Origin of the sequence: Streptomyces sp. RB17 (assembly GCF_009604455.1) — a bacterium.
Taxonomy (GTDB): Bacteria; Actinomycetota; Actinomycetes; order Streptomycetales; family Streptomycetaceae; genus Streptomyces.
Map to the genome: position 1 here is coordinate 1,318,300 of NZ_WEGL01000002.1, position 14,677 is coordinate 1,332,976.

Consider the following 14,677-nt stretch of genomic DNA (forward strand, 5'->3'; position numbering starts at 1 on the left):
CCACGGCGGCGCGCATGCCAGAGCGACGACCACGACATGCGGCTACGCCGACGGGGTGCCCGGGAACGCCCGGGCACCCCGGCATCCGTCATGTCAGCGCACGACGACCAGGGAGCTGCCTGTGATGCCGCCGGAGGTCACCGAGACGGTGACGGTGCCGGAGCGATGGGCGGTCAGGGCTCCTGTGGACGGGTCCACAGAAGCGACCTTGGGGTTGCTCGACGTCCAGGCGTGGGACGCCGGATCCGCGATCGGGATGGTGAGCGGGGCGATGTTGTCGCCGGTGATCTGGTCTCCCGTCGCGGTCAGGGTGACGTGGTCGCCGTTCGCGATCGGGTCCTTGGGACCGTTGACGGTGATCGACGCGAGGGCGGGCTCGACGGAGTACTGCAGGTCACCGTCGTCGCCGATCCGGAGCAGGCCGAAGTGGTAGATGCCGCCCTGGTCGGCAGGGGCGTAGGCCGGCATGCCGAGGTCCGCGAAGGTGAACTGGGGGATGCCGCCCTCGGCGGTGGTCACGCTCTCACCCTCGGGGTTGAGAATCTGCTCGGCGAAGCCGCGGGCGTGGCCGTACAACATGATCACGTGCTGCTTCGGGTGCGTCTGCTGGTAGCGCTGCACGAGCCGCAGGTACATCTGCGCCTCCCAGCGGTCCGTGAACTGGCTGTTCGCGGCCGGGTGGGGGTCGTACGCGGGCATGTGCGTGATGACCAGCACGTCCTTGGCGGTGGTGTCCGTCAACTGCCGGACGAGCCACGGGTACTGGGCGCCCGAAGGGTCCTGGAACGGGTCCGAGGACTGCAGGCTGCCGTGCGAGTTGTCGGTGACGATCATCCGCGCCGCGCCCTGGGTGTAGGCGTAGTGGGTGTCGCCGAAGGCGTCGCTGTAGTTGCCGTTCTCGGCGTCGGCACCCTGGGTGATCTCGTGGTTGCCGACGATGTCGCGCTCGGGGATGCCGAGGGCGTCCATCTTGGACTTGGCGTACTGCAGGTCCGCCGGCTTGCCGTCGTCGGACATGTCGCCGAGGAACTGGGCGGCGTCCGGCCGCGCCTGCGGGGTGAGGGTGGGCAGCCGCTTGGTGATGGAGTCCATCACGTTGCTGCTGACCGAACCCGGGTCGCTTGCGAGCATGTGCGCGTCGTCGCCGGCGAGGAGGGTGGTGCCCTTCTTGGCGAAGTGCGCGGAGTCCTCCTCGAAGGACAACCAGTCCGGGTTCTTCGGGATCGCGTGGTATGCGGGCGCGGTGACCGGCCGCGGCGAGTACAGCGCCTGAAGGCCCCCGACGTTGAGCGAGCCGCCGTAGGAGGTGCTCGGGCTGATCGCCAGGAAGTCGATGAAGCTGATGGTCAGCGGGAACTGCATGCCCGCCGGCAGCTGAGCGACCGCCAGGTGCCAGTCCTTCCAGGTCACGTACGTCGGGTAGAGGGTGGTCGATGACCCGTTGACGCCGATGTACTTCTCCGCGAGCTCGATGCCGTTGCCGTCACCCTTGATCCACACACCGATGCCGGTGGGCACCTGGCCGTTGTCGGTGTCGGTCTTCAGAGTGGCCTTCGGCGAGAGCACCAGCTGCTTGACGCCGGCACCTGCCGGCATCGAGTAGTCGAGCTTGAGCGATCCGGATTCGGTGGAACCCGGCGGGACGACACCGGGGTCCGCGCTCAGGGTGGCGGGCTTGCCGGTGGTGTTGTTGCTGAGCCGCCAGACGTCGAGGCTGCTCATCGGATCGATGGTCTTGCTGACGCTGCCGACGGCGACGGACGCGGTGGCGGTGGCGCCGGCGACCGTGGCGCTCACGTCGGCGAGACCGCCCTTGTCGGCGTCCGCGGTGAACAGGCCGTGCGAGTCGACGCTGCCCAGATTGTCCGGGCCGACCTTCCAGGTGGCCGCCTCAGCGGGGATCTGCACCTCGCCGCCGCCCTTGACGGTTCCCGACAGGGCGAGTTGCTGGGTGGCGCCGTTGTCCAGGTCGGCCTTGTCGGGCGTGACCGTGAGCGTGTCGAGCTTGCCGACGACCTCGAGCTTCTCGGAGGTGAAGGCCTTGCCGTTGGAGGCGATGATCCGGCCGGTGCCGGTAAGGTGCGCGGTGAGCTTGCCGTCCTCGTACGTGGCGAGGCCGGCGGGCTCGACCCGGACGTGGGCCGTGCCGGCGGCCGGGTTGGCGAACCGGTCGACGGAGTACACCGAGAGCGGGATGGAACCGCCGGCGACGGTGGTGACCGCCTTGCCGCCGTTCACCCTGACCTGGACGGCAGGTCCGGCCTCCTTGGCGGTGGAGTAGAAGAAGATGCCGTCGGCCACCGGACGCTCCGTGTTGCCGGGCAGGTCGGACGGCGTGTTGACGACGTCGGCCCGGTCGGCGCCGGGGGCGCGGCTGACCATCCCTGTGGAGCCGCCGCCGTCGAAGAGCAGCGCGGTGTAGGCGCCGTGGGCGACCAGGTAGCCGGCGGCCTGCTCCGGCGTCACACCGAAGGCCGTGGAGGCGCCGCCGTGGCCGTCGATGGCGACGACGATGGCGTGCTTGCCGTCCTTGGTGATGCCGACGGCGGTCTCCGGGTTGGCGCCGCTCGGCGGGGTGCCGGTCGGGTCCTGGTAGACCTTGCCGTCCTTCACCAGCATGTCGACACCGCTGATCAGCTGGGTGACATCGTTATCGGGGGACAACTGCGTGGTGATGCCCACCGTGTCACCCGTGTGCAGGGTGTCGCCCAGCCACTGACCGCCGTCGCCGGCACCGAGGAGACCGAGCCGGCCGGTGGTCAGCCGCGGCACGGTGGTGACACCGGCCTGCACGTCGTCCACGACGAAGCCGCCGTCGGTGGAATGGCCGATGACCAGAGTGGAGGGCTTGGAAAGGCCCGGTGTCTCGCCAAGGTCGGCGGTGACTTCGGTGATGCCACCGGACGCCACGTCGTTCACGGTGTTCACCGAGGTCAGCGAGCGGGTCGCGGTGCCGTCGGTGATCGTGCCGGAAAAGGTTTCCGGCCCCATCACCATGGTGCCGTCGGGCTTGACGCCCAACTGGGAGGCGAATCCCGGCTTGGGGCTCTTCAGTATGTGTCCGTTGGAGATGATGCCGCCGAGCGGCCGCCCGCTGGCGTGGATCTCGAAGTAGTCCCCGTTGACACCCGCCACCGCGTGGGTGCGACCGGCCATCGACGACGGGGTTTCGTCCGCCGGGTTGGTGAGGGTGTCGCCGGCCTCGACCATTCCGACCCGCAGGTTCGAGTCTGTCAGGTCGGCCTTGAGTACCTGGATGTGCTGACGGCCGCCCATGGTGTCGTAGGTCTCGCTGTAGTGCTGCAGACCACGGGTGACGGTCTGGGCCGGCGTCCGGGTGTAGTCCACCACCAGCGGCCAGTTCTCCGGTGTGTCCGGGAGCCAGTCCGGGGTGACGGCATGGCCGTGCGTGGCCGTGTCGGCGCCGGAACCGAAAGCGGGTCCCGCTGCTGTCACGGCGCCGGCGAACGTCAGCGCCGCCGCGGCTGCCACTGCGGTACGCCGAAATCCGGCTCCCGCAGGTCTCTTCGCGCTCAATGTCATTGAGGGGTTCCTTAACGGGCATGCCTCCGGTGGGCACCGGATCGCTCACCAACCGCACACCGCCTCGGCGGATCACAGGTTTCCGTTCCGGGTGAGGCAGATGACCATCAGAGCGCTTCACCTCAGCAGCCGGTCGAATCGCGTTCACCTTCGGCTCCTTCGACCGGCCCTCGGGGGCAGTTGCTTCAGGCGGGTACGGCAACGGCGTGACCGCAGGTACCGGCGATGCCGCGGGATCCGGCACGTGCTCCCCGAGACGGGGGGTCACAACGCGGCCCGCCGCAAGCGTGGTTCACGCGGCGGGCACCCGCCGGCCTCTACGAGGCCCGCTACCGGGCGCGCAACTCGCTGGAGTGTGCGATCAACTGGTGGGGTGGCCAGGATGTCGTAGTGGCCGGCGTTGGGCAGGACGGCCAACTGAGCACTGGAACGGCCGAACCGTTGAAGCCCGCATCCCTCAACCCGCAGCCGAGCAGGGCGAAACCTCCACTATGTGCGCGGGCCGGACAGCATCGGCGGCACCGAAGACCAGTGGGGTTGGCATGGTGATGGCGATGCGGGCCCGGCCGCTTCGGCTGGAGTGACCAATGCTGGACACGGGCCCGGATCGCTGAGATCGTGCTCCGCCGGTTTGGCGTCGATTACACCTGACTGGGTCGGATCTGCTGCTGCACCGGATCGACTGGAGCGTGCAGTTCCTCTCTCGCAAGGCCACTGTGCGGGACGAGACGAAGATCGCCGTCTGGAAGGACGAGCAGTGGCCCGTCACAGAAAGAGGTGCGGACTCTTCGTGTCCGCGCCGTTTGCGCTCAGCGCGGGTACTGCCCGCATGGATCCTTCGTGGAACGGGATCGGAGCACACATCACACGTCCGTGGAACCGGACGCTTGCCATCCGTCGGGCCGGGGCCGGTCTTCCCGCCGGCCCTGGGCTTGGCACGTGCGCCGTCGGATGCGCCCGCGATATGGCCGCCGCTCTGGCGGACGCGCGTAGAGCTCTGGCATCATCTCCTGGCACCACCTGCACAGCCGCCCCGTAGGAAGCACGGCCAATCGCAGGAGGCTCCCCCGTGAAGGTTCGCTCTGCACTGACCGCTCTCGCCCTTGTCGTCGCCCCCGGTGTCGCGGTCCTCGGCACCGCCACCGACGCCTTCGCCGTCACCAAGATCAGTCAGGCCGCCGCGACCCAGATGTTCCGCGACGCGGGCATCACCTGGTCGTCCTCCGGTAACTGCTCCGACCGCTACAACGCGACCTGTACCTCCTTCGAGCAGCTCAACCTCGCCACCGCCCAGGGCGCCCAGACCCTCAAGCGCGCCAGCGGCTGTGCCCTCAACATCACCGGCGGCACCGAGGTCGGGCACGCTTCGGGCACGTATTCGCACTGGAACGGCTACAAGCTGGACTACAGCAAGTACACCTGCATCGGGAACTACATCAAGAGCAACTTCACCTACTCCGGGCTGCGCGGGGACGGTTACCCGATGTGGACGTCGGGTGCCGGCAACGTCTACACCGACGAGGGAAGCCACTGGGACGTTCTGTACTACAACTGCGGCGGCTGCTGAGCCGCGGCCCTGCGTTGCGCGAACAATCCGGACGGCGGCTGCTCGAACTGCCGCCGTCCGGACGGTCGTTGGCCCCCTGACAGCGGCTCGGACTGCCGGGGCATGCCCGGCGTCATACTGGACGCCCTGCCGGGAGGCGGGGTCCGTGCACCTGAGGTGACTGAGGAGGCGCTCGGGAGGGCGGGCCTGCGGCAGCAGCAGGCGTGGGGTTCGACGGCGCGGTGGGCGAGGTCGGCGCGGTAGGGAGTGGGGCCGCCTCCGTTCCACATGACCTGGCCTACCTCGCCCTCGAGCGAGCCGCCGATGCCCGGCCCGGCGCAGCGTACTCCCTCGCCGAACGCGCCGACGGGACCCCGGGCCGGGTTGCGGCCTCCCCGGTCCTGGCACCGGCCGAGGCCGCCGACGCACCCGAGGATGCGGCCCAGCGGGCCGACGACGGACTCGAACGCATCCCCGCCACCAGACTTCGTTCCACCGCCCAGACGGGCTTGCCCACCTGACCGAAACGCTGCCCGAACGCGACGGCGCCCCCCGCGTCCTTCTTGGTGACGGTGAAGACGGTCGGAAGCAGCTGCGATGTCGCCAGACCTGCCGGATGGTCCTGCCGCGTAACCGGGCCACAGGGTCACAGGGCTGTGCTCCTGGCCGCTCGCGTACATCTCCCGCGCTGACGCTTAGTGTTCCTGGGCCGTAGGGCGAACCATGATCTCGTTGATCGCGGCATGCGGGGGCTGAGTGACCATGAAGGTGATGGCACGGGCGATGTCTTCGGCGTGCAGCCAAGCGTTCTGCGGCAAGCCACGGGAGGCAGCGGATCCGGGTCCGGTCGCCATCTCCGTCACCGTCAGGCCCGGTTCGATCAGGCCCACCCGGATGCCCCTTCCTGTCACCTCCTGACGCAGGGCCTCACTGAACGCGCCCACCGCGTGCTTCGTCGCTGAATAGATACCATTGTTCCTACGCACCACCCGGCCCCCGACCGAGCTGACGTTCACGAGATCAGCGACCCCGCGTGGGCCGTTTGCTGCTGCGCGGAGCAGGTGTGGCAACGCCGCTTGTGACAGGTGCAGGACGGCGTTGAAGTTGAGGTCGACCATCCGTTTCCAGTCGGCGGGGTCGCCGCCCTCGATGGTGCCCATGGCTACGAAACCGGCGTTGTTCACGAGCACGTCCAACCGCGCGAAGCAATCCACGGCGTCCTCGATGGCCCGACGCGCCTGCGCTGCGTCTCCAAGGTCGGCGGTGAGAACGCTGCACGAGCCACCGCGATCGCGGATCGCTGCGGCCAGTTCCTCCAGCCGCTCCGTACGACGGGCGACCACTGCCACAGCGGCGCCCTGCCGAGCCAGCGACACGGCGGTGGCCGCACCGATGCCGCTGGACGCGCCCGTCACCAGCGCCGCACACCCCGCCAATGGCCCATCGCCATCGGCGACGCCGGCGCCTGCTGCCGTATCGCTTTGATCCGCAGCTGCCGCGTGCCTGCCGTTCGGATCCCTCACACTCATGATCGCCCTTCATAGGTCATTCCGCCCAGGTAGATCGTCGCGGAATTCTCGGAGCGGGTGGCGATGCCGCGCCACTGTTTCAGGCGGTTGATGCACCGCTCGACGGCGTTGCGCTGCTGGTAGACCGCCCGGCCGAAAGAAAGCGGCCTGTCGCCCCGCCGCGCCGCAGCCGATGATCGCGCTGATCCGCCGGAACGGGGATCACCGTCCGGATACCGCGCCTACGCGGATTGTTCCGCGAGGCGCTGGGTGAGCATGACGGCGCTCCAGTTGTAGCTCGCGTTCCTCGTAGCGCACGGTCTGCCGGGCAACGGCCGGGTGGCGCTTGGCGGTTGCGGCGGGTTCGCGCGTAGGGTGCCGGCATGATCGCGATGCCGGGGGAGTTCGCACGGAGCACCGTCGACCGCGAGGGGGAGAGCGGATCGGCGTGGCTCGCCGAGCTGCCCGGGATCGTGGAGGAGTTGCTGGGGCGCTGGGGGTGCGTGCCGGATGGCGCGGTCATGCACGGGGGCGTCGGCGTCATCGTTCCGGTACGGCGGCGGGCTGGGGAGAGCGCTGTGCTGAAGGTGTCGTTTCCGCATCCCGGCAACGTCCATGAGCCGGATGCCTTCGTTGCGTGGGGCGGGTGCGGCGCCGTACTGCTGCATGAGCGGGACGACGAGCGGTTCGCGATGCTGCTGGAGCGGGTTCAACCATCGACCCTGGCGGAGGTCGAGGACGGCGACGAGGTGATGACGGTCGCCGGGCGGCTCAGTCGTCGCCTGGCCATCCCCGCACCGCCCGGCCTTCCCCGGCTGCGTGAGCAGGCCGATGCCTGGGAGGAGCAGCTGTGCACCGACGGCGAGGCGCTGACGCATGCGCTGCCGCGTCAGGTGCTGGATGCAGCTGTGGCGACCGTCCGGGAGCTGGGTCGGGCCCAGCCGGACACCCTCATCCATGGTGACCTCCATGCCCGGAACATCCTGCGTGCCGGCCGAGAGCCGTGGCTGGCTGTGGACCCCAAAGGGTATGCAGGAGATCCCGCCTACGACGGCGGCACGCTGCTGAAGTCCCGCGCGCTGACGCTCCTCGCAGCCGATGACCTGCGCAGGGCTGTCCATCGCGTGTTGGACGTCTTCGCCGAGGCCGCAGAACTCGACCGTGAACGCGTCCAGCGGTGGGCGCAGTTCCATGCCGTCCAGGCCGCGTTCTGGGGCCGCCGTCACGGTTTTCGCATCGCCCGCAGCGGACCACGGCTGGACTGGCTCACTGAATTCGCCGACCGCCTGGCGGAGTTGCTCACCGAACGCTCGTAGAGCGTGACGGTGCCGGCCTGGTGCGGTGGGGGGACGAGTGCGGCCAGGTGTTGATCACCGTGAGTTGTGGGTACTGGCGATGAGATGGTGGCCCCAGGTCACAGAGATCCCACTCGGTGGCGGCAGGCGTTCGCGGCGGCCCTGGGCCGCATCGCGGGCCCGTTCGCCCGATACGGACCGCGCCTGCGAGCCGCACGGTTGGTGCTGGGCCTGCCGGACCTGCTCCGCAAGAACTGCTGGACGATCGCCGAGTGGGCCGGGGAGATCGGCCAGCACGGTATGAAGCATCCGTTGTGCCGGGCCGTCTGGGATGCAGGGCCCGCAACGGTTAGGGCGCTCGGGAATCGGCGGAGACAGCGGAGCCACCCACATCGTCCCGTGCATCTTCGTCACCGGGCAGGCGCCCGAGCTGGTCGTCTCGGCCGAGGGAACATCATCCACAACGCTTACCCAACCGACTCGTCCGGTAGCTGAAGGGAATGCTGTCGAGCCTGTCCGGCAAGGCCCGTCCGGCACGGCTGGGGCGGCTCGATGCCTCCACGCGCAATCCTGCTTCCCGCACAGCCCGTCGACGACTGGATCACCTACCGAGAGCTGGTAAGCGCCGTGCTCGCCCACACCGGCGGCTACAGCGCGGAGCCGGCCGAGAATACTCTGCGCACCGTCCTGCTGACGTGCTGCGCTATGACCGAACCAGGCCGGCCGCCTACCCCCACGACCGCACGTTCACCGACGACGACATCGGCCTGATCAGTGCGGTCGGGTCGCTCGGGCCAGGCGGACGACGACGATGGCGATGTCGTCGGAGGCGCCGCTGGCGAGGCCCAGGCGGGCGAGGAGGGCGTCGGCGAGGTGTTCCGCGCCGAATTCGGTGCAGGTGGCGAGCGTGGAGGTCAGGCGGGTCAGGCCGGTGTCGATGTCCTCACCGCGGCGTTCGATCAGGCCGTCGGTGTAGAGGATGAGGGTGTCGCCGGGAGTGTAGGTCGCGTTCGCCTGGGGGCGGGGGATGTGTTCGGGGCGCGCGCCCAGCGGTGGGTCGGTGGCCTGGTCGAGCAGCTCGCAGGTGCCGTCCGGGTGCAGTAGGACGGGCGGGGGATGGCCGGCGCTGCTGTAGATGAGCAGTTGGCTGTGGCAGTCGACGAGGACCTGGACGGCGGTGGCGGCCAGTGCTCCCTCGACCGAGCGGGCGTACATCCCCAGGACCTCCAGTGCCTGGGCGGGGCCGTGGACGGTGCGGGTGGCGGCGCTCAGCGCGCTGCGGAGCCTGCCCATGACGGTGGCGGCCATCAGCCCGTGGCCGACCACGTCGCCGACGGTGACGGTGAAGCGGTCCGCGGGCAGGTCGACCGCGTCGTACCAGTCGCCGCACACGTTCAGTGAACCGGTCGCGGGCAGGTAGCGCACGGCGATATCCGGGTGGCGGGCCAGGTCCGGGGAGTGGAGCATGGCTTCTTGCAGGGCGACGGCGATGCGCCGTTCACGGGTGTGGGCTTGCCGCAGTTCCTCGTTCAGCTGTTGCAGTTGGCGGGCCCGGGCGTACAGCTCGGCTTCCATGGCCGCTTCCCGGCCGGGGCTGACCGAGGGCAGGTGCGCGGTGCGGCGAGCGTGGACGACGTCGGTCATGTCCTCGGACCGGTGGATGATCCAGGCGACCATTCCGTCCGGGCCCAGGACGGGCACGTTGATCGCGGTCCACCACCGCTCCTTGAACGCCTCGGGGTTGCCGGGGACCGGGATGTCGTACTTCTGCAACGCCATGTGATCGGTCTGGCCGGAGGCCAGGACACGGTGCAGCGAGGCTTGCAGCGTTGCCACCCCGTCGGCCTCCGGGTCGGCGGGGTTGTCCGGGAAGGCGTCGAAGAGGTACTGCCCGAGCAGCTCGGCCCGGTTCCGTCCGGTCACCTCGCAGAAGGCCGGGTTGGCATCGGCGATCACCAGGTCCGTGCCGAGCACCAGGCACGGGCTCGGAAGGGCTGCGAACACCCCTGGGTAGTCGATCTTCCGCGTCACACGCATTCCCTGCCAGTCGCTCGCTCTTCAATCTACGAAAGATCCAGCTCCCGCGCCCGCCGAGCTCACTCGTGGGCGGCGGGTGGCAGCGGCGTACGCTCACCAGGCGTATGTCATGATCGGGACCCGCCTGGTTGTGTGGTGTCCTGACCCGGCCCGCTGGTTTCGGTGCTGCGTGGACGGACCAGTCGGTCGGCCGACAGATCCAGTCCTGTGGCGTACACCGCTGCCCGCGGCGGTGTCGTTGGGCGGGGCGGTGCCGGCGTCGTGGGACGCGGCTTACGTATGGCCAGGCGGTGCGGCGGTCCGTTGTGGGCCGGACAGCTGCGCAGCGCGCCGATGAGGCGGATCGACATCGTCACCGAGTCGTGCGCCTGACCAGCACAACTCGCTCCCGGTGCCGGACTGGGACCTGCCCGTGCTGTGACCAGCCATGGGCCCGGCCGTAATCCGCTTGACCTGGCCACGGGGCAACGCTGCACTGTGGCGGGACACCACGAGTCGTGGTGCCGATATCCGGGGAGGCAGTGGTAGCAATGGAGATACGTCCCACGACCGACGACGACCTCGGCGTCTTCGTCGACACGCTCCATGCCGCGTTCGGGCGCTTCCCGGAAACCCCGACGGAGGACGGCGGGGTCTGGTGGTCGGCGCTCGAAATGGACCGCAACCTGTTCGCCATGACGGCGGGCGGGCGGCCCGTCGGCACCGCAGGTGCGTACTCCTTCGAACTGACCCTGCCCGGTGAGATCCTCGTCCCGGCCAGCGGCGTGACCGCCGTCGGCGTCCTGCCCTCGCACCGACGCCAGGGCGTACTCAGCTCGATGATGCGGCATCAGCTCACCGAGCTGCGGGACCGCGGGGAGTTCCTCTCCGTACTGCTGGCCTCCGAGGCCCTGATCTACCGCAGGTTCGGCTACGGCCCGGCGACCTACACGCAGCGGCTGACGGTGCCGCGCCACCGGGCCGCCCTCGCTCTCCCGCGGGCGCGAGGAACGGACGACGCCCCAGTGAGCGGCTCGGACACCGGCACGATCGAGCTGTTGCGACGTGCCGAGTGCGGCAAGATCCTGGAAGAGGTCTACGACCGGTACCGCCGTACACAGCCCGGCGCACTGTCCCGGCCGCACCGCTGGTGGGCATCGGGCGCGGGGCAGCCCCCGGTCGCTCCGGCGCCGCGCTACGTCGCCGTGCACCGTGACGCCGACGGCGTCCCGGACGGGTACGCCAGTTATGCGGTCGACGGCGACACCTTGACGGTCGACGAGACCGTCGTCACCGATGACGCCGTCTTCACGGCCCTGGCCCGGTTCGTGCTCGGACATGACCTGGTCACTCAGGTCGTGTTCAAGCACTTCCCGCCCGAGCACCCGCTTCGCTGGCAGTTTGCGGACTTCCGCGCCGGCCAGGTGAGCGGCGATACCGACTGGCTCTGGGTACGGCTGCTGGACGTGCCGCGTGCGCTCACCGCGCGCGGCTGGTTCATGGACGGCGAGCTCGTCCTCGACGTCGACGACCCGTTCCTCGGCGAGCAGGGCCGCTACCTGCTGACCGTCCGGGACAGCAAGGCAGACTGCGTCGCGACGGACCGGGAGCCCGACCTGTCCCTGGACGTGAGCGACCTGGGCTCGGTCTACCTCGGCGGCACCGCCCCGAGCACGCTCGTGCGTGCCGGACGCATACGGGCCCACCGCCCGGGCGCGGCCAACCTCGCCGACGCGCTCTTCCGCGCCGAGCGCCCCCCGCACTGCCTGCACTGGTTCTGAGCGCGCGCTCGCCGAGCCTGGGGCGAGGACGTGTTTTGGCGATCCGCCCTCGACGTGGCGTGACGCTTCGGCCGGAGCCAAATCCAGATGTGGGCACCATCGAGGCTTCCGGGCGCGGGGGAGTGGGTCAGGACGACAGCGTGATCAGTCGGGTGTTGTCCCGGGTGTCGACGCAGGCTTGGTAGGGGTTGGGGTCGCCTTGGCGTTCCTGGCATTTCCAGGTGCTTCCTGCGGCGCGCACGTCGACGGTGGCGCTCGACGCGTTGTACGAGCTCTTGGTGTAGGCGGCTGCCACCTGCAGGGCAGCGGCACAGGGCACATCCTGGGTGGTATACACCGCGAGTCCGGAGGCCTTGTCGGTTCCGCAGTATGCGCTGGGTTTGTGATCGTGCGTTCCGGAGCCGGCAAAGGCCTCGGCCGGTACTGAAAGGCACAACGCGGCGGCCACCAGGCCGGCGACCGTGCCCTTCCTGTTCGCATGCATCGATCGCTTCCCCTCCCTGCACGGGAGCCCCGGTCACCGCGCCGAGTACCCAGGACTCCCTCCATGCACACTGGTTTCACGTCCGCGTCCGTGTCCTGGACGCTCGTGGAGGAGCCGTCCGGGGTCGGGTTGGGACGGGGCCGACGGTGGGGCGTCGTCGGGGTTTGGGTTCGGATCGGGTGGACGGTGGGCGGGCGGGTCTCCGCGGGGCCCGGGCGCCGTCTTCCACTTGCAGACGATCACGACCTCGTAGTGGTCCCAAGACCTTGCGTACTGAGGCCAGGGAGCCGCCGCACAGCTTCTTCGTCTTACCCGGGTCGCGCCGCCCGAGCGGAGCGCCGGCGGTGACGGCCATGGCTGGAGTGCCGTCGGCGGCGTGCCCGGACTGGACGAGGGCGGTGGCCGGGGTGTTCAGCGCCACCAGCGCACCCAGGGAGCTTGTCGCGCCCAGTCAGGTTGCGAACCGGCGGCCCGTGATGACCGCGGCGGCGACCATCAGGGAATAGCCGGTCAGCTCGCCCGCCGCGCAGATGACAACGGCATGCGTGTAGGAAGACTTGGTGCCCAGCAACGGCCCACCGATCCCGTCGGCGGTATAGACCATGGTGACGGGCGTTCCATCAGGGTGCGGGCAGGCGCCGCCAGACGGCAGTTGATCGACATTGCCGTCGGGGTCCTGGACGTAGCACTGCATGTAGGTGCCGTGGCTGCCCTGCTGACGGTCCTGGTAGTCGATGGAGCCGACGCCCTCCCTGCCGAAGGCGACCAGTCTGGCGGGTGACGCGTAGAGGGCGCTTACGGCGAGCGCGATCGACGCCAACGTGTAGCAGACCTTGATCGGCTTGGGCACTGCGTTCCGGCGCAGGATGAGGCGCCGGACGATCAGGTGGTAGCTCAGGATGAGGGCGATGGCTCCGAGGATCCCGCCCAGGCCGGCGTCGAGAGCGCCCAGCAGCGAGGTGGTCGGGGCGGCCAGGAGCAAGACCAGGAGCCATCCGACGACCATGCGGCTCCGGGTCGGCACCGGCAGGTCACCCGCCTTGCCGCGATCCGTCGTTGCCACTCTCGCCTGCCCCTCGTCCATACCGGAGATCGGCGAAGACTCTAGCCCGCCCTCAGGAGGGGCTCGTCCAGTACGCCTCCGCCTGAGGGGCGTGACCCACCAGCTCCCGACCGATCAACCGTCTCGGGGAGACGAGCCGGACCTGTGATCGCTGTCCAGCACCGCTTGCAGAAGATCATGTGGTTGTCCATACCGAAGGCCAGATCGGCAGACTTACTCGATACGTCCTTGGCCACCGTGAAGTCGATCGGCACCTCCAGATGGCACCCCCGGTCGCCCTTGCCTCCCAGAACGGGTCCTCGCGGAGGCCAGAGCAGACCCCACGATGCGGGAACATCGCCGTCCGCGGCGGCGCAGGGTGGTCCTACCGTCCGAAAGACAGAGAAATGCGCGACCGTCGACAGGACGCGGCTGGGCATGGGCCTCTACACGCACCAGCCTGAACTCCTGGCTCAAAAACACGTGTCGGCTACTCGGCGATGCCCCGGGTGAGCAGGACGATGGTGACGAAGGTGCGGTACAGGCGAACCGGGTCGTCGTCGCGGAGACGGATGGTGAGTTCGTCCTCGCGGACCACGCCGGTGATGAAGGTCGCCATCTCGGCCAGGTCGGCGTTGCGGAAACGGACGGTCAGGGTGGCGGGCAGGGCGATCGCGGGCAAGGGGGCGTCTGCCAGCTGCCGTACCGCGTCAGCGGCGCTCTGCGTGATCACCTCGCGGGCCTGCTCCGGGTGCAGGCTGTCCGCGGCGAAGCGGGAGACCGAGTGCTTCACCACGGCCGCACGGATGCCGGGACAGAACGACTCGGCCTGCGCGGCGGTGACGTCGTCGCCCGTGATCAGCACGACCGGAACCCGGTGTCCGAGCGCGACCAGGGCGTTGATCCCGGACTCCCCGGCCGGAATACCGTTCAGCCGGACCTCGGCGATCGCGCGCGGGTTGTAGGTGTGCGACAGCGCGGCCGGGGCGCCGGACATCGAACCGTGGTACGAGACGAAGAAGACCGCGTCGAACGACGTATCAAGTCCCTGCATCATGTACAGCGGCTTGTGTCGGCCGGACAGGTAACGGGCCCGGCGCGCCAGGCGGTCCGGCCGCAGGTTGGACATCGTCGAGTGCGAGTCGTTGACCAGGAACTCTCGTGCGCCGGCCGCCGCCGCGCCCTCGATCGCCGCGTTGACCTCCTGCAGCAGCAGCTCCCGGTAGTGGTCGTAGTCGGAGCCCGACGGCCGGCACTGGTCCCAGTCGACGACCCCCGCGGTGCCCTCCATGTCCGACGAGATGAAGACCTTCATCAGAGTCCTCTCGGGATACCCCCGCCTTTGGGCGGGGCAGGAACGAGACGCCTGCGGAGCAGGGCAAGGAGCGGGGTTTCGCCCGCAGGGCGAAATACCGTGCTCTGACCCGCAGGTTGGACCTTTACCTGTGGTCCGAATAGCTTG

At 69.3% G+C, this 14,677-nt stretch carries 10 protein-coding genes and 1 pseudogene; 5 read left to right on the forward strand and 6 right to left on the reverse strand.

All coding sequences use genetic code 11. The annotated features are described in order from the left end of the window. Positions 1-93: 93 nt before the first annotated feature. Positions 94-3,456: a phosphodiester glycosidase family protein gene (locus SRB17_RS13025; RefSeq protein ID WP_194293981.1), complete on the reverse strand. Its 3,363-nt coding sequence runs from the start codon at positions 3,454-3,456 to the stop codon at positions 94-96. A gap of 1,156 nt (positions 3,457-4,612) precedes the next feature. On the opposite strand from SRB17_RS13025, the gene SRB17_RS13035 reads away from it, so the two are divergent. After that, entirely contained in the window at positions 4,613-5,110 is a 498-nt protein-coding gene (locus tag SRB17_RS13035) for a hypothetical protein (RefSeq protein ID WP_323375372.1), read from the forward strand. A 203-nt stretch (positions 5,111-5,313) separates the two neighbouring features. Beyond that, positions 5,314-5,610, forward strand: a complete 297-nt coding sequence (locus tag SRB17_RS13040) for a hypothetical protein (protein WP_153537801.1) — start codon at positions 5,314-5,316, stop codon at positions 5,608-5,610. 174 nt (positions 5,611-5,784) lie between these two features. On the opposite strand, the gene SRB17_RS13045 is transcribed toward SRB17_RS13040, so the two are convergent. Then, positions 5,785-6,618: an SDR family NAD(P)-dependent oxidoreductase gene (locus SRB17_RS13045; RefSeq protein ID WP_153537803.1), complete on the reverse strand. Its 834-nt coding sequence runs from the start codon at positions 6,616-6,618 to the stop codon at positions 5,785-5,787. A gap of 362 nt (positions 6,619-6,980) precedes the next feature. Between SRB17_RS13045 and SRB17_RS13055 the strand changes: the two genes are divergently transcribed. Both SRB17_RS13055 and SRB17_RS46190 read left to right on the forward strand, forming a co-directional pair. Continuing rightward, positions 6,981-7,913, forward strand: a complete 933-nt coding sequence (locus tag SRB17_RS13055) for an aminoglycoside phosphotransferase family protein (RefSeq protein WP_153537805.1) — start codon at positions 6,981-6,983, stop codon at positions 7,911-7,913. A 141-nt stretch (positions 7,914-8,054) separates the two neighbouring features. Beyond that, positions 8,055-8,228: pseudogene (locus SRB17_RS46190) on the forward strand (IS701 family transposase); the annotation flags it as partial. Positions 8,229-8,663: 435 nt separating this feature from the next. Here SRB17_RS46190 and SRB17_RS13060 read toward each other — a convergent pair. After that, entirely contained in the window at positions 8,664-9,929 is a 1,266-nt protein-coding gene (locus SRB17_RS13060; protein WP_153537807.1) for a SpoIIE family protein phosphatase, read from the reverse strand. A 530-nt stretch (positions 9,930-10,459) separates the two neighbouring features. Between SRB17_RS13060 and SRB17_RS13065 the strand changes: the two genes are divergently transcribed. Continuing rightward, entirely contained in the window at positions 10,460-11,689 is a 1,230-nt protein-coding gene (locus SRB17_RS13065) for a GNAT family N-acetyltransferase (RefSeq protein WP_153537809.1), read from the forward strand. Between the two features lie 127 nt (positions 11,690-11,816). Here SRB17_RS13065 and SRB17_RS13070 read toward each other — a convergent pair whose 3' ends face one another. The 3 genes from SRB17_RS13070 to SRB17_RS13080 all read right to left on the reverse strand — a co-directional run bounded on the left by SRB17_RS13070 (position 11,817) and on the right by SRB17_RS13080 (position 14,530). Continuing rightward, positions 11,817-12,173, reverse strand: coding sequence for a hypothetical protein (locus SRB17_RS13070; protein ID WP_153537811.1), 357 nt, complete (start codon positions 12,171-12,173; stop codon positions 11,817-11,819). 451 nt (positions 12,174-12,624) lie between these two features. Next, a complete protein-coding gene (locus SRB17_RS13075; protein ID WP_153537813.1) occupies positions 12,625-13,257 on the reverse strand; it encodes a hypothetical protein in 633 nt (210 codons plus the stop codon). A gap of 448 nt (positions 13,258-13,705) precedes the next feature. Next, positions 13,706-14,530, reverse strand: a complete 825-nt coding sequence (locus SRB17_RS13080; RefSeq protein WP_153537815.1) for a M55 family metallopeptidase — start codon at positions 14,528-14,530, stop codon at positions 13,706-13,708. Positions 14,531-14,677 lie beyond the last annotated feature (147 nt).

Excerpts from the sequence above, each read along its gene's own strand:
- SRB17_RS13065 (WP_153537809.1), top strand. The coding sequence starts at position 10,460 with ATGGAGATACGTCCCACGACCGACGACGACCTCGGCGTCTTCGTCGAC.
- SRB17_RS13060 (WP_153537807.1), bottom strand. The coding sequence starts at position 9,929 with ATGCGTGTGACGCGGAAGATCGACTACCCAGGGGTGTTCGCAGCCCTT.
- SRB17_RS13055 (WP_153537805.1), top strand. The coding sequence starts at position 6,981 with ATGATCGCGATGCCGGGGGAGTTCGCACGGAGCACCGTCGACCGCGAG.
- SRB17_RS13075 (WP_153537813.1), bottom strand. The coding sequence starts at position 13,257 with ATGGACGAGGGGCAGGCGAGAGTGGCAACGACGGATCGCGGCAAGGCG.
- SRB17_RS13080 (WP_153537815.1), bottom strand. The coding sequence starts at position 14,530 with ATGAAGGTCTTCATCTCGTCGGACATGGAGGGCACCGCGGGGGTCGTC.
- SRB17_RS13045 (WP_153537803.1), bottom strand. The coding sequence starts at position 6,618 with ATGAGTGTGAGGGATCCGAACGGCAGGCACGCGGCAGCTGCGGATCAA.
- SRB17_RS13070 (WP_153537811.1), bottom strand. The coding sequence starts at position 12,173 with ATGCATGCGAACAGGAAGGGCACGGTCGCCGGCCTGGTGGCCGCCGCG.